The 21,773-nt window shown below is 70.8% G+C and carries 22 protein-coding genes; 10 read left to right on the top strand and 12 right to left on the bottom strand.

The window, feature by feature from the left end; translation table 11 throughout:
• The coding region (locus A4X16_RS18150) for a hypothetical protein (protein ID WP_231880384.1) at positions 1-236 on the top strand (236 nt) is incomplete at its 5' end.
• Between the two features lie 97 nt (positions 237-333).
• Here A4X16_RS18150 and A4X16_RS14750 read toward each other — a convergent pair.
• Positions 334-870, bottom strand: a complete 537-nt coding sequence (locus A4X16_RS14750) for a small multidrug efflux protein (RefSeq protein WP_067121897.1) — start codon at positions 868-870, stop codon at positions 334-336.
• A gap of 155 nt (positions 871-1,025) precedes the next feature.
• On the opposite strand from A4X16_RS14750, the gene A4X16_RS14745 reads away from it, so the two are divergent.
• The 3 genes from A4X16_RS14745 to A4X16_RS14735 all read left to right on the top strand — a co-directional run bounded on the left by A4X16_RS14745 (position 1,026) and on the right by A4X16_RS14735 (position 3,689).
• Positions 1,026-2,309: a sensor histidine kinase gene (locus A4X16_RS14745; protein WP_067121835.1), complete on the top strand. Its 1,284-nt coding sequence runs from the start codon at positions 1,026-1,028 to the stop codon at positions 2,307-2,309.
• Entirely contained in the window at positions 2,306-2,908 is a 603-nt protein-coding gene (locus tag A4X16_RS14740) for a response regulator transcription factor (protein WP_067121832.1), read from the top strand. The genes A4X16_RS14745 and A4X16_RS14740 overlap by 4 nt, the downstream gene beginning before the upstream one ends.
• A gap of 274 nt (positions 2,909-3,182) precedes the next feature.
• Positions 3,183-3,689, top strand: coding sequence for a GNAT family N-acetyltransferase (locus A4X16_RS14735; protein WP_067121829.1), 507 nt, complete (start codon positions 3,183-3,185; stop codon positions 3,687-3,689).
• Here the strand turns inward: A4X16_RS14735 and treZ are convergent.
• The 4 genes from treZ to A4X16_RS14715 are packed head-to-tail and all read right to left on the bottom strand — an operon-like array spanning position 3,670 to position 10,302.
• Positions 3,670-5,424, bottom strand: a complete 1,755-nt coding sequence (gene treZ / locus A4X16_RS14730; RefSeq protein ID WP_067121826.1) for a malto-oligosyltrehalose trehalohydrolase — start codon at positions 5,422-5,424, stop codon at positions 3,670-3,672. The genes A4X16_RS14735 and treZ overlap by 20 nt on opposite strands.
• A complete protein-coding gene (gene treY, locus A4X16_RS14725; RefSeq protein WP_067121823.1) occupies positions 5,421-7,772 on the bottom strand; it encodes a malto-oligosyltrehalose synthase in 2,352 nt (783 codons plus the stop codon). Before treY ends, treZ begins: the two co-directional genes overlap by 4 nt.
• A complete protein-coding gene (glgX, locus tag A4X16_RS14720) occupies positions 7,769-9,979 on the bottom strand; it encodes a glycogen debranching protein GlgX (protein WP_067121820.1) in 2,211 nt (736 codons plus the stop codon). Before glgX ends, treY begins: the two co-directional genes overlap by 4 nt.
• The gene (locus A4X16_RS14715; RefSeq protein ID WP_067121817.1) at positions 9,976-10,302 is read right to left on the bottom strand and encodes a hypothetical protein; all 327 of its coding nucleotides are present in this window, start codon (positions 10,300-10,302) and stop codon (positions 9,976-9,978) included. Before A4X16_RS14715 ends, glgX begins: the two co-directional genes overlap by 4 nt.
• A gap of 198 nt (positions 10,303-10,500) precedes the next feature.
• Between A4X16_RS14715 and thrC the strand changes: the two genes are divergently transcribed.
• Entirely contained in the window at positions 10,501-11,904 is a 1,404-nt protein-coding gene (gene thrC, locus A4X16_RS14710; protein ID WP_067121814.1) for a threonine synthase, read from the top strand.
• A gap of 60 nt (positions 11,905-11,964) precedes the next feature.
• On the opposite strand, the gene A4X16_RS14705 is transcribed toward thrC, so the two are convergent.
• The 3 genes from A4X16_RS14705 to A4X16_RS14695 all read right to left on the bottom strand — a co-directional run bounded on the left by A4X16_RS14705 (position 11,965) and on the right by A4X16_RS14695 (position 13,810).
• Positions 11,965-12,375, bottom strand: a complete 411-nt coding sequence (locus A4X16_RS14705) for a VOC family protein (protein ID WP_067121810.1) — start codon at positions 12,373-12,375, stop codon at positions 11,965-11,967.
• A 99-nt stretch (positions 12,376-12,474) separates the two neighbouring features.
• Positions 12,475-12,741: a thioredoxin domain-containing protein gene (locus A4X16_RS14700; RefSeq protein ID WP_082914480.1), complete on the bottom strand. Its 267-nt coding sequence runs from the start codon at positions 12,739-12,741 to the stop codon at positions 12,475-12,477.
• Positions 12,742-12,802: 61 nt separating this feature from the next.
• The gene (locus A4X16_RS14695) at positions 12,803-13,810 is read right to left on the bottom strand and encodes an FUSC family protein (protein ID WP_067121807.1); all 1,008 of its coding nucleotides are present in this window, start codon (positions 13,808-13,810) and stop codon (positions 12,803-12,805) included.
• Positions 13,811-13,886: 76 nt separating this feature from the next.
• On the opposite strand from A4X16_RS14695, the gene A4X16_RS14690 reads away from it, so the two are divergent.
• Together A4X16_RS14690 and A4X16_RS14685 are read left to right on the top strand one after the other, a co-directional pair.
• Positions 13,887-15,221, top strand: coding sequence for a M20/M25/M40 family metallo-hydrolase (locus A4X16_RS14690; protein WP_231880383.1), 1,335 nt, complete (start codon positions 13,887-13,889; stop codon positions 15,219-15,221).
• Positions 15,222-15,279: 58 nt separating this feature from the next.
• Positions 15,280-16,734: an MFS transporter gene (locus tag A4X16_RS14685; RefSeq protein WP_067121802.1), complete on the top strand. Its 1,455-nt coding sequence runs from the start codon at positions 15,280-15,282 to the stop codon at positions 16,732-16,734.
• Between the two features lie 13 nt (positions 16,735-16,747).
• Here the strand turns inward: A4X16_RS14685 and A4X16_RS14680 are convergent, their stop codons facing one another.
• From A4X16_RS14680 to A4X16_RS14665, 4 genes are all read right to left on the bottom strand, one after another.
• Positions 16,748-17,047 carry a hypothetical protein gene (locus A4X16_RS14680; protein ID WP_067121892.1) on the bottom strand — a complete coding sequence of 100 codons (300 nt, stop codon included), beginning with the start codon at positions 17,045-17,047 and terminating at the stop codon, positions 16,748-16,750.
• Between the two features lie 174 nt (positions 17,048-17,221).
• Positions 17,222-17,419 (bottom strand): hypothetical protein, encoded by a 198-nt coding sequence (locus tag A4X16_RS14675; protein ID WP_067121800.1) that lies wholly within the window; start codon positions 17,417-17,419, stop codon positions 17,222-17,224.
• A 47-nt stretch (positions 17,420-17,466) separates the two neighbouring features.
• A complete protein-coding gene (locus A4X16_RS14670; RefSeq protein ID WP_067121796.1) occupies positions 17,467-18,426 on the bottom strand; it encodes a DNA-3-methyladenine glycosylase family protein in 960 nt (319 codons plus the stop codon).
• Positions 18,427-18,460: 34 nt separating this feature from the next.
• Positions 18,461-19,165, bottom strand: a complete 705-nt coding sequence (locus A4X16_RS14665; protein ID WP_067121793.1) for a winged helix-turn-helix domain-containing protein — start codon at positions 19,163-19,165, stop codon at positions 18,461-18,463.
• Between the two features lie 324 nt (positions 19,166-19,489).
• On the opposite strand from A4X16_RS14665, the gene A4X16_RS14660 reads away from it, so the two are divergent.
• The 3 genes from A4X16_RS14660 to A4X16_RS14650 all read left to right on the top strand — a co-directional run bounded on the left by A4X16_RS14660 (position 19,490) and on the right by A4X16_RS14650 (position 21,763).
• Positions 19,490-19,798: a GNAT family N-acetyltransferase gene (locus A4X16_RS14660; protein WP_067121790.1), complete on the top strand. Its 309-nt coding sequence runs from the start codon at positions 19,490-19,492 to the stop codon at positions 19,796-19,798.
• Between the two features lie 51 nt (positions 19,799-19,849).
• On the top strand, positions 19,850-20,332 hold the full coding sequence (locus tag A4X16_RS14655) for a DIP1984 family protein (protein WP_067121788.1): 483 nt from the start codon (positions 19,850-19,852) through the stop codon (positions 20,330-20,332).
• A gap of 276 nt (positions 20,333-20,608) precedes the next feature.
• Entirely contained in the window at positions 20,609-21,763 is a 1,155-nt protein-coding gene (locus A4X16_RS14650) for an exonuclease SbcCD subunit D (protein ID WP_067121783.1), read from the top strand.
• Positions 21,764-21,773 lie beyond the last annotated feature (10 nt).

Raw genomic sequence — 21,773 nt, 5'->3', positions numbered from 1 at the left:
CCCCAACGCCGACCCCGGTGATCCCGACCCCGACGCCCGCGGCGCCGACTCCGACCCCGACGACCCCGACACCGACGCCGACCCCGACGCCGGTCGCCGGCCCGACCGAGCTCGCGCTCACGGGCGGATCCGGCGCGGCAGCCCTGCTGACGGTCGCGGGAGGACTCCTCGTGGGCGGAGCCGCACTGGCGACCGTCACCGCGGTGCGGCGTCGGTCGGCATCGCGGAGGCGCTGACAGTCGCCCTCCCGGACACGCACGAGGCCGCTCGCGGGATGCGAGCGGCCTCATGCGTGTCCGGGGGAGCGGTGCTCGGCGCGAACCGTCACGTCACTCAGCGGATCGCGTACACCGCGCCGCCGACGATGACGGCCACCACGGTCGTCCAGCCGATGATCGCGACGGCCTGCCAGACGAGGATCCGGGCCTTGCCGACGCCGGCGGCAGCGAGCATCGTCGCGGTGAAGTGCGTCGGGAGGAGCAGGGGTCCGAGCAGGCTCACCCCGGGGACGCCGTAGCGCTCGAACGCGCGCTGGAACTTCTCGCGGCGACCTGCTGCGCGGTCCGTCTCGACGGGCTCGTCCCGCACGCCGTCGACGCCGCCGGCCCCCACGGCCTCGCGGGTCCTGGCACGGTTCACGATGGCGGCGCGGGCCCCCGAGCTGGCCAGCACGAGGATCGCGACGCAGACGAAGTTGCCGACGATCGCAGCGATGGCGGCGATCACGGGGTGGATCCCCCCGATGATGCCGATCGACACCGCACCTTCGCCCTCGATGAAGGGGATGGCGGCGGCGAGGGCCACGATCAGCGGCTGGACGAGCTCGGGCACCTGGGCGACGAAACCCTGGAACGTCTCGATGAGGTTCATGGCGTGCTCCTGTGTGGTCTGTGCGCCGGTGTCTCCGTCGCGATGCATCCAGTCCACCGCTTCTCGCCCGGTGCCGGCAGTGTCGACCCGTCACCGTCTTCCGGGCGGTTCGCCAGCGGCATCCATGACATGTGTCACGCCCGTATGGTGAAGGCATGAGCAGCCCCTCCGCCCTGGTCAGTCCGTTCGGCGAGCCCCCGCCCGGCGCACGCCAGCTCGCTCGTGGCGTCACGGCGACATGGTGGTACACGCTCTCCGCCATCGTCTTCCTCGAAGTCTTCCTCGTGCTGGTGTGGGCGCTGCAGGCGCTCGCCGAGCCCGGCGACTCGGCCGCTCCGCTCGTGATCGCGGCGGGCGGCGTCGTGTGGCTCGCCTCGACCACCGTCCTTCTCTCGGTCTACCGACGCCGCGCGCATGCGGAGCCGGGCATCGGCGGAGCCCGCGTCGTGGTGCCACTGCTGATCGCGGTCGCATACGGCGTCGTCTCCGGTGCGCTGATCGACAGCTGGCAGCTCGCGCTCATGCCGGTCGCGCAGTCGCTCGTGCTCGTGCACTGGCCGAAGGGCATCCGCATCCGCGTCGTGCTGCTGACGACGCTGGTGCTGCTCTGCGTGGCCTTCGTCGACGGGGCCCGAGGTGCGATGCCCGGCGGTGTCCCGGAATGGCTGCCCCTGCTGTACACGATCTCCCTGCCGGCGATGTCGGTGAGCTCGCTGTGGTGGTGGGACGTGCTCATGACCCTCGATCGGGCGAGACTCTCCGAGGCGCGGCTCGCGGCGACGCAGGAGCGGCTCAGGGTCGCCACCGACGTCCATGACCTGCAGGGTCACCATCTGCAGGTCATCGCCCTGCAGCTGGAGCTCGCGGAGCGGCTCATCGATCGGGACCCGGCCGCGGCGCTGGAGCAGCTCCGGCTCGCCCGCGCGAGCGTCGACGATGCGCGCCAAGGCACGCGGGACCTCGCGACGCGTTTCCGCTCGGTGCCGCTCGGCGACGAGGTCGCGAACGCCCGCGACCTGCTCAGCGCCGCCGGGCTGTCGGTCGAGGCGGAGATCGCGTCGGATTCCGACGAGGCGCCCGCCGCCGCGCTCGGACCCGTCATCCGCGAGACCACGACGAACGTCCTGCGTCACGGCGGCGGCACGCATGCGCGGCTGCAGCTCGCCCGCACCGCGGCCGGGTGGCGCTACGAGATCGCGAACGACCTCGGTTCCGGCTCCTCCGACGAGTCGATCGGATCGGGACTCGACGGGGTCCGCCGCAGGATCGCCGAGGCCGGCGGGACCCTCGAGGTCGGCGAGTCCGACGGGGAGTTCGTCGTGGCGGTGACGGTGCCGTTCGGCGCGCTCGCGACGGCAGACCCGCGCACAACGGTCGTGCCGCCGACGGCAGACCCGCGCACGACCGCCGTCCCGCCGACGGCAGAGGAGGAGCGATGATCCGGGTGCTTCTCGCCGACGACGAGGGCATGATCCGGTCGGCGCTCGCCGCACTGCTGCGTCTGGAGGGCGACATCGAGGTGGTGGCCGAGTGCGCCGACGGAGAACAGGCCGTCGCGGAAGCGCTGCGGCTGCAGCCGGACATCTGCCTGCTGGATCTCGAGATGCCCGGGCTCGACGGAGTCGAGGTCGCCGAGCGTCTGCATCGCTCGATCGCGACGCGCTGCATCGTCGTCACCCGCCACGCGCGACCGGGGGTGCTGCGCAGGGCGCTCGCGTCCGGGGTCGCGGGATTCCTTCCGAAGTCGCGGGGAGCCGACCAGGTCGCCGACGTCATCCGACGCGTGGCCGCCGGCGCGCGGTACGTCGACCCCGAGATCGCCGCCGACGCGCTGAGCGACGAGCGCTCGCCCCTCACCGACCGAGAGCTCGACGTACTGCGGGCCGGGAGGCGAGGAGAGACGACGGGGCAGATCGCGCGGTCGCTGTCGCTCGCACCGGGGACGGTGCGCAACCACATCTCCGCCGTGCTCGCGAAGCTCGCCGTCGGCACACGGCAGCAGGCGGTGCTGCTCGCGGAGGAGCGGGGCTGGATCTGAGAGGAACGGCGGGTGGGGCCCGGGAAGTGACCCCACCCGCGAGCTGCGCCGTGATGGGGAGCAGCGCAGCCCGGACTCGAAGCGTCCCTACCCCGGGGCGCGCTTCTGGTCTCGCCTTCAAGACCCGACGCGCGACGAATGATGACGCGACGCGCGAGATCAATTCCGGAACGCCGGTCGACGCCCTCGCCCACCGGCGTCGAGTCCGTCGCAACACGGCCGAAACCTCCGTCCTCTAGCGTGAGCGCAGCACGGGTCCGACGGAGGAGGATGCATGACGGTGACGATCGAGCACGTGCCCTGGGCGCACCCCGACGCGGAGCGGCTGCGCGCAGCACAGCGCGCCGAGCTGGATGCGCGCTACGGCAGCGACGACCACGAACCGGGAGTCGCGCCCACGGCCGACGACGTCCCGGTGTTCCTCATCGCGCGGGACGGGCACGGCGAGGTCGTCGCGTGCGGCGGACTCCGTCCTCTCGGCGTGGAGGTGCTCGGAGAGGACGTCGCGGAGATCAAGCGGATGTACGCCGCCCCTGCCGCACGGGGCACGGGAGCGGCGACCCGGCTCCTCCGCGCGCTCGAGACGGAGGCGCAGAGCCACGGCATCCGTCGTCTGGTCCTGGAGACCGGAACCGCGCAGCCGGACGCGATCCGCTTCTACACGCGCGAGGGGTACACGCCGATCCCGCTCTACGGACACTACGTCGGCAGCGAGATCTCGCTCTGCTTCGCTCGCGGGATCCCGGGGCGAGACGAAAGGGTCAGCGCGGAGGCCCGATGATCACGGCCGTGTCCGGAGCGAGCGCGATCGACTGATCGGCCACCCGCACGGGAGCCGTCGACAGCAGCACCTCGTCGTCGGCCGCGACGTCGAACGCGACCTCGTCGTCCGTCAGGTTCACCAGGACCGACACCGCTCCGCGACGGATCCGGAAGGCGCGCCGCGAGGGCGCGTCGTCGCGTGCGAGCTCGACCGAGGTGCGCGTCATGTCGGGGTCCGTGAGCTCGGGCAGTGCGCGTCGGAGTGCGATGACGCGGCGATACAGGTCGAGCAGACGGGCATGCGGTGCCCTGTCGATCTCCCCCCACTCGAGGTGCGATCGCCGGAACGTCGCCGGGTCCTGAGGGTCGGGCACCCGAGCGGGATCCCAGCCCATCCGCGCGAACTCGGAGATCCTGCCCTCGGCGGTCGCCTGTGCCAGCTCCGGCTCGGGGTGCGAGGTGAAGAACTGCCACGGAGTGGACGCGCCCCATTCCTCGCCCATGAAGAGCATCGGCGTGCCCGGCGCTGTGAGCGTGAGCACGGCGGCGACGGCGAGACGATCGGGGCTGAGGGACGCCGCGAGGCGATCGCCCGCCGCGCGGTTGCCGATCTGGTCGTGGTCCTGGGCGAAGGTGACGAGGCGCCAGGACGGGACCGTCGGCGGCAGCGGCTTCCCGTGCTCGCGCTCGCGGAACGACGAGTACGTGCCGTCATGGAAGAAGCCGCGCTCCGACACCTTCGCCACGGCGTCCGCGGCGGCGAAGTCGGCGTAGTAGCCCTCGGTCTCGCCGGTCAGGGCGACGTGCACAGCGTGATGCCAGTCATCCGACCACTGCGCCGTGAGGCCGTAGCCCCCGGCCTCCCTAGGGAGGATGAGCGTCGGATCGTTGAGGTCCGACTCGGCGATGAGGGTCAGCGGGCGGTTGAGCTGGGCGGAGAGGGCGTCCACCCGCTCGGAGAGCTCGCGCAGGATGTGGATGTCGCTGTCGTCGTGAAGGGCGTGAACAGCATCGAGGCGCAGTCCGTCGACGTGGAAGTCGCGCAACCAGAGGAGGGCGTTGTCGATGATGTACTCGCGCACGGCGGGCTCGTCGAGATTCACCGACGCGCCCCAGCTGTTGTGCTGCCCGTCGCGCAGGTAGGGGCCGAACTCCGGCAGGTGATTGCCGCTCGGGCCGAGATGGTTGTAGACGACGTCCTGAATGACCGCGAGACCGCGATCGTGGGCCGCCTCGACGAACCGCTGGTAGGCCGCCGGCCCGCCGTACGCCTCGTGCACGGCATACCAGAGGACGCCGTCGTAGCCCCAGTTCCACTCGCCGTTGAAGGCGTTCACTGGAAGCAGCTCGACGTGCGTCACGCCCAGGCTCACGAGATGGTCCAGACGGGCGATCAGCGCGTCGAGCGTTCCGTCCGGCGTGAACGTGCCGACGTGCAGCTCGTAGATCACCGCGCCGGCGAGCGGGCGGCCCGTCCAGGCGTGGTCCGCCCAGGCGAAGAGGCCGGGGTCGAACACCGCCGACGGTCCATGGACACCCGACGGCTGCCGCAGCGACCGCGGATCCGCTCGGAGCTCCTCGCCGTCGTCGAGCAGGAACCCGTAGCGTTCGCCCTCCCGCAGCGCGATGTCGGTGCCCCACCGCCCGGGTCGGCCGTCGACGGGAGTGAGCTCGTGCTCGTCGATGACCGCGCCTCCGGGTGTGAGTCTCCGCAGACGCATCCGGCGGGCCAGCGGTGCCCACACCGTGATCATCGGTCCTCCACCAGCAGCGCGACGGGGTAGGTGTCGAGCAGCTCTGCGAGCCGCACCGGCCCGGCGGCTATGCGGCGACCGGTCAGCACGTCGGTCGCGGGAAGCTCCCGCCGCATCACCACCGTGTCACCCCAGCCGCCTCGTGCGGCGAGTGCCACCGGCAGACGCGTGGCCACGGCGGTCACTCCGCCACGATCCATCACGATGGCGTGGGCGGAGGCGGACCCGGCGGCGACGCCGGCGCGATATCGATCGAAGAGCTCGGGATTGTCGCGGCGCAGCCGCAGCGTCCGCGACGTCACCAGCAGCTTGGCGAGGCCGGAGTCGTCGACCGGCGGCAGCGCGCCCCGAGCGATGTCGGCGTCGAGTCGTTGCAGCAGGCGCGCACGCTCCGCGAAGTCGACCGGACGGCGGTTGTCGGGATCGACGAGCGAGTGATCCCAGAGCTCCGTGCCCTGGTAGACATCGGGGACGCCGGGGGCCGCGAGCTGGAGCAGCTTGGCCGACAGCGAATTGCTGCGTCCCGCGTCCACGATCTCGGCGACGACGTCCTCGAGGATGGCGCGGGCGGCACCGTTCGCCGCGGCGGCGATCGCCTCGACGCCCTTCTCGAAGTCCGCATCGGGATGCTGCCAGTGCGTCTTCTCCGACGCTTCGCGGCTGGCCTTCTGCCCGTAGGCGAGCAGTCGCTCGGAGGAGATCGGCCACGCGCCGACGGCGGCCTGCCACAGCAGCGCATCCAGCGGCCCGTGCCCGGTGGACGCCACCTCCCGGAGGCGGGTCAGCACCTCGGCCCATCGGTCGGGGATCTCCGCGAGCACCGAGAGGCGGGCGCGGACGTCCTCCGAGCGCTTCGTGTCGTGCGTCGAGAGCGTCGTCATCGAATGCGGCCAGGAGGCGAGGCGGGCGCCCTGCGCGGCGTGGAACTGCTCGACCGACGTCGCCGCGATCGACGGGTCGCCCCCGACCTCGGTCAGCGTGCCGAGACGGGTGAAGCGGTAGAACGCGGTGTCCTCCACGCCCTTGGCCATGACGGCGCCGGTCACCTGGGGGAACCGCTCGGCGACCTCCAGCGTCGGATCGTGCAGCAGGGGCGAGAGCTGGGCGATCGCCGTCGCCAGGTCGGGTCGCCGAGCTGCAGCGTCGTCGATCGCGTGCTGCAGGTGCTCCCGACCGGCGGGCAGGTAGGACCGGTAGACCGGGAACGACGCCACGATCTCGGTCAGGGCGTCGGCGGCGCCGACGACGCCGTGCGGCAGGGCGCGCACGAGGCGGCGGATCTCGGACTGCAGCAGCTCGTCGGCGATCATGCGCTTCGTCGACAGGATGAGGTCGTGCCAGGGCAGGGCCTCGGGGAGGCCGGTCTCCGCACGCAGGGCGGCGTCGAGGTCGTCGAGCCGCGCGATGCCGTCGGCATCGATCAGCACGCGGTCGATCTCGGCGAGCGCGTCGTATCCGGTCGTCCCGTCGGTGCGCCACCACGGGGGCAGCTCCTCGCCGGGTTCGAGGATCTTCTCGACGAGCGTGTAGGCCGCGCCCGTCGCATCCGCGAGGCGTTCGAGATAACCCCCCGGGTCGGCGAGCCCGTCGGGATGGTCGACACGGAGTCCGTCGGCGAGCCCGTCGGTGATCCAGCGCGCGATCTCGCGGTGCGATTCCTCGAAGACGTCGGGGAGCTCGACCCGGATGCCGGCGAGCTCGGACACCGCGAAGAACCGACGGTAGTCGAGCTCGGTGTTCTGGTCCCGCCAGAACCGCAGCTCGTAGTTCTGCGCGTCGAGCACCGTGCGCACGTCGACGCCGTCGCCTCCGGCGGAGCCCGGCGCGAGCGGGAGGACGTGGTCGAAATAGCGGAGCGTGCCGTCCGGCGCGTCGTCCGCCGGCGTCGGGTCGACCACGATCTCTCCGGCCGAGACGGCATCGTCGAGCGACGATCCGAGGATCGGGAGCCGCACCCGACCGCCGCTCAGACGCCGATCGACGTCGAAGGCGACCGCATGCCGTGACGCGCGCCCGAGCCGCAGGAAGTCCCACCACCAGCGGTTGGCGCGCGGGACGCCGACGCCGACGTGGTTGGGGACGATGTCGACGAGGATGCCGAGGCCGGCTGCGCGCGCGGCCGCGGCGAATCTCTCGAGTCCCTCGCGGCCGCCCCGCTCGGGGTCGACGAGCGAGTGGTCGACGACGTCATATCCGTGGTCCGAGCCGGGAGTGGCCGCCAGCAGCGGCGACAGGTAGGCCCACGACGCTCCGAGGTCCGCCAGGTAGGACGTGACCTCGGAGGCGTCGTCGAGCGTGAATCCCGATCTGATCTGCAGGCGATACGTCGAGAGGGGTCGCCTGGTCATCGAGGCAGCTCCGGAGACGGCGCGGGAGCCGGCGTCTCAGTGCGCTCCGTCTGGATCCGCAGCGACGCCTCGACGGAGTCGTCCGTGGGCTCCTCTTCTCCGTCCGTCTCGCGCAGCACGAGCAGCGAGGCGGACTCCAGCGTGATCGACGTGCCCGGGGCCAGCGGACCCGACCCGGCCCGCTCGCCGGCGGTGTCGATCACGATGTCCCACGCATGACCGTGGCGCTCGTCGGGGAGCACCGCCTCGACCGTATCCGTGCCGCTGTGGAAGTAGACGAGGAAGTTGAGATCCGTGACGGGGCGACCCCGACGGTCCTTCTCCCTGATCCCGCGGCCGTTCAGGAACATGCCGATCGCGAGGCCGAACCCGGAGTCCCAGTCCTCGGGCTCCATCCGTCGGCCGTCGGGGCGCAGCCAGACGACATCGGGCACCTTCTCGCCGTCCTCCGAGCGCACCGGGCGGCCGTCGAAGAAGCGGCTGCGTCGGAACGCGGGATGGTTGCGGCGGAGGCGGGAGACGGCCGCGGTGAACTCGACGAGCGGCAGGTCAGCGGACTCCCAGTCGACCCAGGTCGTCTCGTTGTCCTGCGCATACCCGTTGTTGTTGCCGTCCTGCGTCCGGCCCAGCTCGTCGCCGTGCGCGATCATCGGGACGCCCTGCGAGAGCAGCAGAGTAGCGAGGAAGTTGCGCTGCTGTCGCGCCCGCACGCGGTTGATCCCCTCGTCGTCGGTGGGACCCTCGGCGCCGTGGTTCGACGACCGGTTGTGGGACTCCCCGTCGGCGTTGTCCTCGCCGTTGGCCTCGTTGTGCTTCTCGTTGTACGAGACGAGGTCCCGCAGCGTGAAGCCGTCGTGCGCGGTGACGAAGTTGATGGATGCCACGGGACGACGACCCGAGTGCTCGTACAGGTCGGCCGAGCCCGTCAGGCGCGACGCGAACTCGCCCAGCGCCTGCGGCTCCCCGCGCCAGAAGTCGCGCACGGTGTCCCGGTACTTGCCGTTCCACTCCGTCCACTGCGGCGGGAAGTTGCCCACCTGGTACCCGCCGGGACCCACGTCCCACGGCTCGGCGATGAGCTTGACCTGCGAGACGATCGGGTCCTGCTGCACGAGCTCGAAGAAGGCCGCGAGCCGGTCGACGTCGTAGAACTCGCGGGCGAGCGTGGACGCGAGGTCGAACCGGAAGCCGTCGACGTGCATCTCCGTCACCCAGTAGCGCAGCGAGTCCATGATCAGCTGCAGTGCGTGCGGGTTGCCGGCGTTCAGGCTGTTGCCGGTGCCCGTGTAGTCGGTGTAGTAGCGGCGATCCTCTTCGAGGCGGTAGTACGCCTCGTTGTCGATGCCGCGCATCGACAGCATCGGACCCAGGTGGTTCCCCTCGGCGGTGTGGTTGTAGACCACGTCGAGGATGACCTCGATGCCGGCGGCGTGCAGCGCGCGCACCATCGCCTTGAACTCCTGCACCTGCTGACCGTGCTGGCCGCTCGACGAGTACTCGTTGTGCGGGGCGAAGAACGCGAGGGTGTTGTAGCCCCAGTAGTTCGACAGACCCTTCTCCTCGAGGGTCGAGTCGTGCACGAACTGATGCACCGGCATGAGCTCGATCGCGGTGACGCCCAGATGCACGAGATGGTCGATGATCGCCGGGTGCGCGATGCCGGCATAGGTGCCGCGCAGCTCTTCGGGGATCTCCGGGTGGAGCTGAGTGAGTCCCTTGACGTGCGCCTCGTAGATGACCGTCTGCGCATAGGGGGTCTTCGGAAGGCGGTCGCCGGCCCATTCGAAGAACGGGTTGACGACCACGCCCTTCACCATCGTCGCGGCGGAGTCGTCGTCGTTGCGGGAATCGGGCTCGCCGAAGTCGTATCCGAACAGCGGCTGGCCCCAGTCGAGCCGGCCGGCGACGGCCTTGGCGTAGGGATCGAGCAGGAGCTTGCTCGGATTGAAGCGCTGGCCCTGTGCCGGGTCGTAGGGCCCGTGCACCCGGTACCCGTACAGCTGTCCCGGCTGCACCGACGGCAGGTAGCCATGCCAGACGAAGGCGTCGACCTCCTCGAGCGGCACGCACTGCTCCGTGCCGTCGTCGTCGAACAGGCACAGCTCGACCCGCTCCGCGCCCTCGCTGAACAGCGCGAAGTTCGTTCCCTGGCCGTCGAAGGTCGCGCCGAGGGGGTAGGGCGAGCCCGGCCAGATCTCGAGGCTCACAGAGCGCGCCGCATCGCGACGGCACGGTGCAGGACGGTCTGCACGGCGTTGTGGAAGTCGTGGGTCTGGGCGACCTCGTCCGCGCGGGCATAGGGGTGGCCCACGTAGCAGACGAAGACCGGCGAGACGTGCTCGACGTAGCCGACGGGGCCGTCGTGCAGCACGACGTAGCGGTCGATGTCGACGCGCTCGTAGAGGGGCTCGACGGGGGCCGGTGCCGGAGCGGCCGAGGGCTCGGTGCCGTCCGAGGGCTCGGTGCCGTCCGGGGGAGCCTGGCCGTCTGCGCAGCGGCGGTCATGAGCGGTGCGGGTCTTCGCGGTCATGATGGCTCCTGATTCTGTTGGTGATGCTCACGCTACGAGGTTCGAGCTCGCCGGAATATCCCATTGCCAGGGCGGAGAAGAGCAGGTATATCGACGTCGGAACGGGCGCCCCGGCGCAGCGGGATCGGCGGTGAAACCACGGGGTGCGCACCTGCGACAATGGAAGCTCCGCGCCGATTCCCGAACCGAGGAGCCCCCGTGCAGTACATCTCCACCCGAGGCGGCATGCAGCCGCTGCCGTACTGCGAGACGCTGCTCGAAGGTCTGGCGCCCGACGGCGGCCTGGCCGTGCCCGAGGTCATGCCGACGGTCGACGGCGAGACGCTCGAGCGGTGGCGTGCGCTCACCTATCCGCAGCTGGCGACCGAGGTGCTGGGCCTCTTCGCGACCGACATCCCGCGTGAGGACCTCGCTCGGATGACGGCCGCCGCGTACGAGCCGTTCCCCGAGGAGGTCGTACCCCTGCGCGCGATCGGCGACGGGCTGACCCTCGTCGGTCTCTCGGAAGGGCCGACGCTCGCCTTCAAGGACATGGCCATGCAGTTCCTCGGCCAGGTCGTCGAGTACGCGCTGGAGCGCAAGGGGTCGGTGCTGAACATCCTCGGCGCGACCTCCGGCGACACCGGCTCGGCCGCCGAGCACGCGCTGCGGGGTAAGGATCGCATCTCGGTCTTCATGCTCTCGCCGCAGGGGCGCATGAGCGCCTTCCAGCGGGCGCAGATGTTCTCGCTGACCGACGACAACATCCACAACATCGCGGTCGACGGCGTCTTCGACGACTGCCAAAACCTCGTGAAGACGCTCGCCGGCGACCTCGAGTTCAAGCGGACGCAGAATCTCGGCGCGGTCAACTCCATCAACCTCGCGCGGATCACGGCGCAGGTCGTCTACTACTTCTGGGCCTGGCTGCGCGCGACGGATGCCGGCGGCTGGACCGAGCTGTCGTTCACAGTCCCCTCGGGCAACTTCGGCAACATCCTCTCCGGCTTCTTCGCGAAGCAGATGGGCCTGCCGATCCATCGCCTCGTGCTCGCCGCCAACGAGAACAACGTCCTCGACGAGTTCTTCCGCACGGGCGTGTACCGTCCGCGGAGCGCGGCGCAGACCCTCGCGACCTCGAGCCCCTCCATGGACATCTCGAAGGCCTCGAACCTCGAGCGGTTCATCTTCGAGCTCGTCGGCCGCGACGCGGCCAGGGTCGTGCAGGTCTGGAGCGACCTCGAGACTCAGGGATCGTTCGACTTCACGGCGGATCTCGCCCGCTTCATCGACGAGTTCGGCATCGTCAGCGGCACATCGACGCACGAGGACCGGCTGGCCACGATCCGCTCCGTCTACGAGGAGACCGGGGAGATCATCGACCCGCACACGGCCGACGGCGTGAAGGTCGCCCGCGAGTACGTCGAATCGGGCGTGCCGATGCTCGTCCTGGAGACCGCGAAGCCCCAGAAGTTCGCCGACACCATCCGCGAGGCCATCGGCGTCGAGCTCGACTACTCGCCCGAGCTTCGCGAGATGCTCGCGGCGCCCCAGCACGTCACCGAGATGGCGGACGACGAGCACGCGCTGCGGACGTTCATCGAGACCCACGCGCTGCGCTGACCGGCGCTTCCGCCGCGGCCCGGACATCGTCCTGGCCGATCGGGGGCAGGGGGCCGGCGATCACTCGGGGTCGCCGTGCAGCATCCACGGGATGCCGAAGCGGTCGACGAGCATGCCGAACGTGCCGCCCCACGGCGGCGTGTCGAGCGGCATCGTGATCTGCGCGCCCTCCGACAGTGCGTCCCACACCTCCTGCGTCCGCGCCTGCGTGTTGCCGCTGAGCGACACCGAGAAGCCCTGCGGCGCCTCGTAGGGCATGCCGTCCGGAGAGTCGGACGCCATGAGCACGAGACCGTCGTCGGTCGTCAGCTGCGCGTGCATCACCAGGTCCTGCTGATCTGGACTCTGGACCATGTCGGGGAACTCCCCGAAGACGTTCACCACGAGCTCACCCCCGAGCACGCTCCGGTAGAACTCCATCGCCTGTCGCGCTTCGGTGCGGAAGGACAGATACGGATTCAGATCGGCCATCGGTCGGACCCCCAGTCGTGTCGCGCGGAGACCCCAGCGGCCCCGTCGCACGCCCATTCTGCGCCGGGCCTCAGACATCTTCAAGAGGCCGTGGAGGGGTCAGGCGGGCAGTGCCCTGACCGCCGCCGTGAGCACCTGCGGGACCGTCGGCACGCCCTCCGCACGGAACACCTCCGCGCCCTCGTCGTCTCGGATGATCACGGTCGGCGTGAATCGGATGTCGAGCGCCTCCGCGGTGTCCGGGTCGTGTGCGACGTCGATCTCGACGACGCGCGCGTCGGGCAGATAGCGGGTCGCCTCGGAGAGCACCGAGCGCGTGCGGGAGCACGCCCCGCAGAAGGCGGACGACACCAGCGTGAGCTCCACGGCTCTCCTCTCGCTCCCCGGGTGCAACAGCGGACTCGGGCCGCGTGTTCCCCGGATCGGGTCAGTCCCTCGGAGCGGCGCGCGGATGCAGGAGCCCGGATGCGGCGCCGAGGGCGGCACCCACGAGAGTGTCGACGATGCGTTCCAGGGCCACGGTCATCGACCCGATCTCCCCGGTCGCCGCGCCTGTCAGGAGAAGCACAAGCGGGGTGATGAACACGAGCGCGAGAGCATAGTGGCGCACGACGACGAGCTCGATCGAGAACTGCAGCGCTCCCAGCAGGAGGGCGAGCCACAGTCCGGCCGGATGCAGGAGGGCGAGGAGGGCATAGAGGCCCGCGCCGACGATCGTCCCGAGGAGGCGGTGCGCACCGCGCTGGAAAGCCGCCCGACGCGCGGCGGCGACCCCGACGACGGCGACCGCGGAGCCGACGATCCAGTAGGTGCGGGCGGGATCGACGACGAGGCCGAGGAGCACGCCGAGCACGGCGACGATCGCGACGCGGAGCAGCAGCACGCGCGCGTCGGCGTCCAACGAGGGGCCGGGCAGGAGCTCGCGCACGGGGCGTGCGCTGACCGCGCGGACTCGGGGCAGGACGAGCGGCGTCATCGCGACCGCGTACGAGAAGGCGCATCCTGCCGCCAGTGCGGCGATGTACGTGAACGGCGGTACCGAGGAGGTCGCCACGACATGGGCGGACAGCCCGTAGACGAGGACGAAGAAGAGCGGTCCGGGAGGGCCGAGCCGGAAGCCGAAGGCGACCGCGGCGCTGCCGATCGCGACGATGACGACGCCGACGCTCACCAGCCAGTCGCTGGCCGACGCGAGCACCCCGTATATCGCGCTGAGCAGAAGTCCCGCAGCGACCAGGGGGAGGATGCGGGCGCGGTCCACCACCGCGGCGCTGCCGGCGAACAGCACGGTGAACGCTCCGGATGCCGCGATGTAGCCGAGCGGTGCGTGGCCGAGCAGCGTCATGACCGCGATCGGCACCGCGATCCCCAGGGCCGCCTGCGTGGCGAGCGGCCATCGCGGGCCGCGGGAGGGGGCGAAGGCGAACAGGCTCACCCTACGATTCTCTCTCGCCGCGAGGCACGCATCGGACGCTCGCCGGGGTCGACGGTCCGTCGATACGATGTGCGGTGTGACGGAACCTCGCCCCGGCATCGCCGGACGCCTCTCGCAGATGATCCAGCTCCCGACCGTCTCGGCGGAGCTGGACGAGAGGGGCATGGAGCCCTTCGACGGCTTCGTCGAGCTGATCGCCGAGCTGTATCCGCGGGTGCACGAGGCGCTGGTCCTCGAGCGGCACACCGATCTCGGGCTGCTGTTCCACTGGGCCGGGGATGGGTCGGCGGATGGCGGGCCGCTCGTTCTCATGGCGCACTACGACGTCGTGCCGGTCGACGAGAGCGACGCGTGGACGCACCCGCCGTTCGCCGGCGTCATCGCCGACGGGCGCGTGCACGGACGCGGCGCCCTCGACGACAAGGGACCTCTCATCGTCGTCCTCGAGGCGGTGGAGAACCTGCTCGCGGAGGGCTTCGTCCCGCCCCGTGACGTCTATCTCTCCTTCGGCGGCAATGAGGAGACCTATGGTCGCGCGGCAGAGGAGATCGCCCGCGTCCTGCGTGGCCGGGGCGTGGTCCCCTGGCTGGTGGTCGACGAGGGCGGAGCCGTGGTCGACGCTCCGCTGCCGTTCGTGCCAGGGCGTGCGGCGATGATCGGCGTCGGCGAGAAGGGCGTGATGACCGTGACCCTCACCGCCCGGGGAGACGGCGGTCACGCGTCGGCGCCTCCCGCGCTGACCGCCGTCCGACGCGTGGCGCGGGCCGTCGACCGCCTCGGACCGACGACCTTCCGGCCGCGTCCCTCCCGGGCGATCGGACGGATGCTGACGGCTCTCGCCGGTCAGACCCCCGGCATGCGCGGGCGTCTGCTGCGCCTGCTCGGAGCCGCTCCGATCGTGACGGCGCAGATCTTCGCGGCTCTGGGCGGCGAACCCGCTGCTCTCGTGCGCACCACGGTCGCGCCGACGATGCAGTCCGGCGGCACGGCGGCGAACGTACTGCCGTCGCAGGCGTCGGCCACGGTCAACCTGCGGATCGCCCTGGGAGAGACGACGCAGCGGACGGTGCTGCGCCTGCGTCGTCGCATCGCAGACCCCCTCGTGACGGTGCGCGTGGTCGAGGCGAGCGAGCCGTCTCCGGAGTCCGCGACCGACAATGCCCCGTTCGCTCTGCTCGCCGACGCCCTCTCGGTCTCGCATCCCGGCGTGCCGGCTGTGCCGTACGTGATGATGGCAGCCACCGACTCCCGTCACTTCCATCGCTTCGCCCCCGCCGTCTACCGGTTCGCGCCGCTGGACATGTCCAACGCCCAGCGCGCGTCGATCCACGGCGTCGACGAGAACGTCGAGATCGCCGCGCTCGAGCGCGGCGAGCGCTTCCATCGCGCGCTTCTGCAGCGGCTAGGGTGATCTCACCCTTCTCCGTGCGCACCGGCGCCCGGATCACCCTTCGCCCTCAGGAGTCGCGATGACGCGCACCCGCACGCTGGGAACCCTCGCCACCGTGGTCGGCTTCCTCGCCTTCGTCGAGTTCACGAGCGGCGTGCTGCAGGGGTACTACACCCCGATGCTGACCGACATCGCCCGCCATCTCGGCATCCACGACGCCGATGTGAACTGGCTCGAGGGCACGCAGCTGATGCTGTCCGCCCTCGTGGTGCCGGCGTTCGCGAAGCTCGGCGACATGCTCGGACACAAGCGGATGCTGCTCATCTCCACCGCCCTCACGGCGGCAGCGGCGCTCGTGCTGCCTTTCACGGACTCGTTCGCCGTCTTCCTCATCGGATGGACCCTGATGGGCTTCTACGTCGTGTGGCTGCCGCTGGAGATCGCGCTCATCTGGTCGCGGTCCCGGCGGATGCGGGGGCGGTCGTCGATCACCGCCAAGGCGGCGGGTCTCCTGGTCGCCGCTCTCGAAGGCGGCGCGATCATCGGCGCCCTGGCTGGAGGGGCGCTGATCGACGTCCTGCCGCTGACCGTCGTGCTGCTCATCCCCGCAGTCCTCATCATCGTCTGCTTCTTCGTCATCCTCTTCGGCGTGACGGAGTCGCCGGATCCCGCGGGCGGGGTGTTCGACACGGTGGGTGTCGTCCTCATCTCGCTGGCCCTCATCTGCTTCACCGGCGGGCTCAGCCTCCTGCGGCTCGACGGGGGCCTGGCGAACCCGTGGTCGTGGGCGGTCGTCATCCTCGGCGTGCTGCTCGTCGTGCCGTTCGTGCTGTGGGAGCTCCGCTGCGCCGATCCCCTCATCGACGTGCGCATGTTCCGCTCTCTCGCCCTCGGACCGGTCTTCCTGACGGCCGGGCTGTTCGGCGTCAGCGTGCTCGGCGCTCAGGCGCCGCTGTCGACCTTCGCGCGCACCGATCCCGCCGAGCACGGGTTCGGCCTCGGCGCGACCGGCTTCGCGACCTCGCTCATCATCGGCATCTACCTGATCGCGATGATCGTCGGGGCACTGCTCTTCCCGATCGTGGCGCGGGCGCTGACCCCTCGGCTGACTCTCCTCGGCGCTTCACTGCTGGTCGGCGCGGGGTTCCTGCTGTTCCTCCCCTTCCACGACACCTACGCCCAGGTCGTCACCAACATGGTGGTCGTGGGCCTCGGTTCCGGCGCCCTCGTCGCCGCGCTGCCGGCGGCAGCCGCGTCCGCGGCTCCCGCGTCGCAGACCGGTGTGGCGACCGGACTCACGAACTCCGTGAAGACGGTCGGGGGTGCGATCGCCTCGTGCGTCTTCGGCATCGCCCTTCTGAACGGAGTCGGCGGGGTCGCGGAGAGCACCGCCGGATCTTTCGCCGGGTACGTCACCGTGTGGGTCGTCTGCGGAGCGACGGCGCTGGTCGCCGCCGCCGTGCTCGTCTTCGTGCCGAAGACCGCCTTCACCGACCGCGCCGACGCCGAGGCGGTCGCGGCTCCCGTGCTCTGAGATCGGAGCGCGCTCAGTCCCGCTCGCGACGGAACGAGCGATCGACGACCGCCTGGACATCACGGTCGAGCGCATCGATCCGCGTGTTCACGGCATCGAATCTCGCGTCCACCGCGTCGAACCGCGCGTCCACAGCCTCGAAGCGCGCATTCATCTCGCCGCGCAGGCCGCCGATCTGCGCGTTCATCTCGCCGCGCAGGCCGCCGATCTCGGCGCGGACGACCCGGACGAACAGTGTCGAGACGACGGTGAGCATGCCGAGCATCAGAGCGGTGAAGGCGCCGATCATCGTCCAGATCTGCGCATCGTTCATGAGGTGCACCCTGTCATCGTGCCACTGTCTCGCGGGCCACTACCCGGAAGGGCTCGCTGTATACCGACATCCCATGGATGGGGGACAACCTCGCCGATCCGATGTTCGTGGAGGCAGGGTGGGTGGGACCGACAGGATCGCTCGCCGTGTACTACTGACGCCGGTGCGGGCGGGTCAGAGCTCGATGCCCCTGTCCTCGTCATTGACCCCCGCGTTCCGGCCGCGGCGCGATTCGTAGCCCAGGAACCAGCCGAGCCACACGATCGCGGCGAGCAGGATGCCGAGCCACACGTTCTGGAAGATCAGGCCGATGATGATCCCCAGCACGAGCAGGCCCGCCGTGACGGAGAAGCGGAGAGCGTTGCGGGACATGGCCTCAGCATAGAGCGCCGCGTCGACAGGGTGGAGGCGCCGATCCGTCAGCGGCCGCGATGATCCTCCGGCGAGAACCTCGGGCCGCGCCGTGCCTCGCTCACGCCGCTGGCGAAGATCAGGCGGATGACGCGCTGACGGTGCCCGGCCCACGCGGCGAGGAGCTCGAGCATCCCGTCGTCGTCCGTGCGGTGGCCGGTGAGGGCGTGACCCACCTCGTGCGCCAGGTGGTAGTCGCCGACGCTGACGGCGTCGGGGTCGCCGAGCGCGCGGAGCCGTGTCTCGGCCGACGTCCACAGGCCCACTCCGGGGAAGCTCGTCAGGATGCGGTCGCGATCGTCGCCGGTGGTCGCGGCGAGCAGCGCCCGGGAGATGCTCGCGGCTCGCTCGGCGACGCGCACGATCGTCTTCGACTGCGGCGGCTGCACGGCCACGCGGTGCCAGTCCCAGGACGGGATGCGCCGCCATTCGTCGGCGGTCGGCGCGGTGTACATCGGTCGAGGCGTCGGCCCCGGCGCCCGTCGCCCGAACTTCGTCACCAGCTGTCGCCAGGCCCGGAACGCCTCGAGCCCGGTGACCTTCTGCTCGATGATGGCGCACGCGAGGGCGTCGAAGACCTCGTCGGTGCGTGCCAGTCGGATGCCGGGAGTGCGGCGCGCGGTGTCCGCGATGAGGGGGTGGAGAGAGGGATCGAAGCCCTCGTCGTCGTCCTCAGCCCCGCAGAGCGCGGGCACGCGTTCGAGGGCGGACTCCGCTCCGGGGCCCCAGGCGCTCACGAGGACCTCGCCGGCGACCGCGCGGAGCGCCAGCGTCGCCGGTCCCTGCGGCGTGCGCAGCGTGCGCCAGATCACGGCGCCATCGATGACCATGGTGGGATCGCCGGGGCCTCGGCGCAGCATGCCCACCGAGCGCCGCAGGTCGAGGGGCTTCGCGGGGCGGTAGACCGTGCGCAGGGGAGCGCCGACCGGCGCTGCGTCGGCAGCTCCGGCATCCGCGGTCAGGGTCATGCGCCCACCGTAGGCGATGGGCCTGACATTCCGATCAGAAGCGGTCAGGCGAGGGGGTGCCGTGGCCGTAGCGGATCACGACGTCGGCGTGCCGGTCGAAGCGGTAGCCGATTCCGCGCACCGTCCGGACGATGTCCTCGTAGCGGCCGAGCTTGGCGCGCAGGCGGCGGACGTGCACGTCGATCGTGCGCTCGCCAGGTGTCTCGTCGTCCTGGGCCTGCCACAGCGCCGAGACGAGCTCGCTGCGCTCGATCGTCCGTCCCTCGCGGAGCACGAGGTACTGCAGGAGCTCGAACTCCTTGTAGGTGAAGGCGGCCGATTCGCCGTCGATGAGCACCCGCTTGCGGGAGATGTCGACGACGACGCCGCCCTCCTCGTCGGTGGTCTCCTCCTCGGCGGCGGCCTTGGTGCGGGCGATCGCGCCGGGCTCCTGCAGCGCGAGCCGTACGACGTCGAGATCGCGTCCGCCGGAGCCGTGCGGCGCGAGGGCCACGGTGGCATGGGTCTCTGCACCCGGCGCCAGCTCGGCGAGGGTGCGGCGCAGGGCGTCGACGAGGAGCGGAAGGCTCACGCCGGCCTCAGCCGCCTTGATCTCGTCGAGTCCGACGTAGAGCGCGAAGCCGCGCGGCGATCGGACGGCGGGGAGGTCGGCGGCGAGAGGCGCGGAGTCGGCCTGTGCGGGAGCGGTGCGGACGGCGGAGGCGGCGACGGGACGCTCGAGAAGTGCGGTGTTCGACATGATGATGAAGTCCTCAGGACGAGAGCCGTAGGGGCTCGGATGCGTTGCATGAATGACCGGGCGAGCCGGTAAGCGAGCAAGGGTGGATGCTCGGAGACGCCGATCCGCAGATAGCGGTGATCAGGTCAGGCGGGGTGGCTGTTCGTTCAGCGACACATTCGGCAACACATGCCAACGCGACCGGGCATCATCATCCCGGCAGTCCTGTTCGCCTCCTGGGCGGACAAAGGGCTTGCGTTGGTAGTCATGGGGGCGATTATGTCCGAAGAAGTCCGGGCGTGTCAAAACGGCCCCCGTCCCGCAGCGCGGGCGTAACGTGGTCGCGTGACCCCTTCGACCCTCGGCTCCGGTTTCATCCTCACCGATGAGAAGGACGCGTCGCGGTACACGCTCACGCGCGACGGTCAGCTCGTCAGCGTGCTGGACTACCGCGACGACGGCCGCACGATCGCGCTCACCAGAGCCTTCACGGTCCCGACTTTCCGGGGCCACGGCTACGCCGGGACGGTCGTCGAGGGAGCGGTCGCCGAGATCGAGGCGAGGGGCGACCGCAGCGTCGCCGCCGTCTGCTGGTACGTCGCCGACTGGTTCGCGGCGCACCCCGAGCACGCATCGCTGCTGCGCTCACGGTGAATCCGTCGCGTGTGACGCCGTGTTACGCGCCTCGCCTGCGAGGATGAGGGCATGAGACTCGCCGAGGCCCTGACCGCACGCGCCGATCTGCAGCGGCGCATCGAGCAGCTCCGAGCGCGCATCACCGCGAATGCCCGCTATCAGGAGGGCGAGGAGCCCTCGGAGGACGCCGCCGCGCTCCTGGCCGAGGCGGAGTCGTACCTGGCGCGGCTGCGCGACCTGATCCGCCGCATCAACGCGACCAACGCGCGCCTCGACATGGGACCTGACGGCACGATGACCGATGCCCTGGCGACCCGCGACGTCCTGCGGCTGCAGCACTCCCTGCTGGCGGATGCCGCGGCGGCGGCATCCGGTGCGGCGAATCCGGGCTTCCGGCAGATGCGCTCCGAGCTGCGTCAGCTGTCCGCGCTGCCCGTGGCGCAGCTTCGCGCCAGAGCGGACGCGACCGCTCAGGAGCTGCGGGAGCTGGACAACAGGATCCAACAGGCCAACTGGACGAGGGATCTGGAGGAGGAGAGCGGGAGTCGGTAGTCGCGACGAGGCGGGCACGACCCCAGCCGGAGGGGCATATCCGGCACCTGTGGGGCGGAGGGCAGCCCCGATCACGTATCGCGCAGCCCCGCACGCCGCACAGGTGACAGTGCACGGCGCACCGAGCATCACCGTGTGTCGATCGTCGCGATGAGGGTGGGTCAGGGGACCTCCCGCTCTCCCGCCGCCGCGCGTCGGACCCGTCATCGACGCGAGGACCGAGCGCCCGCGGCACGCCTCGGGCCGAATGTCCGTGGTCCTTCGTACCGTGTGAGTATGCGAATCCTGCACACCTCCGACTGGCACATCGGCCGCACCTTCCATGGCAACTCGACCATGGACGCGCTGGCCGAGGTCCTCGGCGCGCTCACGGCGCAGGTGCGCGAGAACGCTGTCGATGTCGTGATCGTCGCGGGCGACGTGTTCGACTCGGCCACTCCGGCCGGCGCCGCGTACACGCTGCTGAGCGACGCGCTGGTCGGCATCCACGAGGCGGGCGCGCGCGTCATCGTGACGAGCGGCAACCACGACTCGGCCGCACGCCTCGGCTTCCAGTCGCGACTGCTCCGAGAGGGCATCCACGTGCTCACCGATCCGCTCGCGATCGGCACGCCCGTGACGCTCGGCGACGACGACGGACCGGTGCACTTCTACGGCGTCCCGTACCTCGAGCCGGCGATCGTTCGCCAGCACTGGGGCGGTGTCGAGCTGCGGACGCAGGCGCAGACGCTCGCGCACGCCATGGAGCTCGTGCGCACGGGCATGCGCGAGAACGGCGGGCGATCGGTCGCCATCGCCCACTGCTTCGCCGCCGGCGTCGACGCGACGATCGGACTCGAGCGCGAGGTGCGTCAGGGCGGACTCGATGTCGTGCCGCTCAGCGTCTTCGACGGTCCGGACTATGTCGCCCTCGGCCACATCCACGGTCGTCAGCGGGTCAGCGATCGGGTGCGGTACTCGGGCGCTCCGCTGCATTACAGCTTCGGCGAGCAGGACAAGCCCCGCGGGTCCTGGCTCGTCGACCTCGACGCCTCGGGTCTGTCCGCCGTCGAGTGGCTCGACCTGCCGGTGCCGCGTCGGCTGGTCACCCTGACCGGTGAGCTCGACGAGATCCTGTCGGCCGAGAACGTCGCGGCGCACGCAGACGACTGGGTGTGCGCCGTCTACACCGATCCGCTCGCCCAGACCGAGCCGATGCGCCGTCTGCGCGAGCGGTATCCGCACTGCGCCATGGTGCAGCACCAGCCCGCAGACTCCCTCGAGCGCTCCGAGCGCTCCTACACGGATCGGCTGAGGGGAGCCGTGACCGACACCGAGCGCATCGGCGCGTTCCTCGAGCACGTGCGATCGGGCCACGGGCCGACCGAGCGCGAGGACGACCTGATCCGCGAGGTGCTCGAGGACCGCGTGCGCGCCGAGGCCCTGGTCTGACCTCGCGATG

The organism is Microbacterium sp. H83 (assembly GCF_001650405.1).
Lineage (GTDB): Bacteria > Actinomycetota > Actinomycetes > Actinomycetales > Microbacteriaceae > Microbacterium.
The sequence above is the reverse complement of the archived record's forward strand: the minus strand, read 5'-3'. Positions and strand labels throughout refer to the sequence as shown.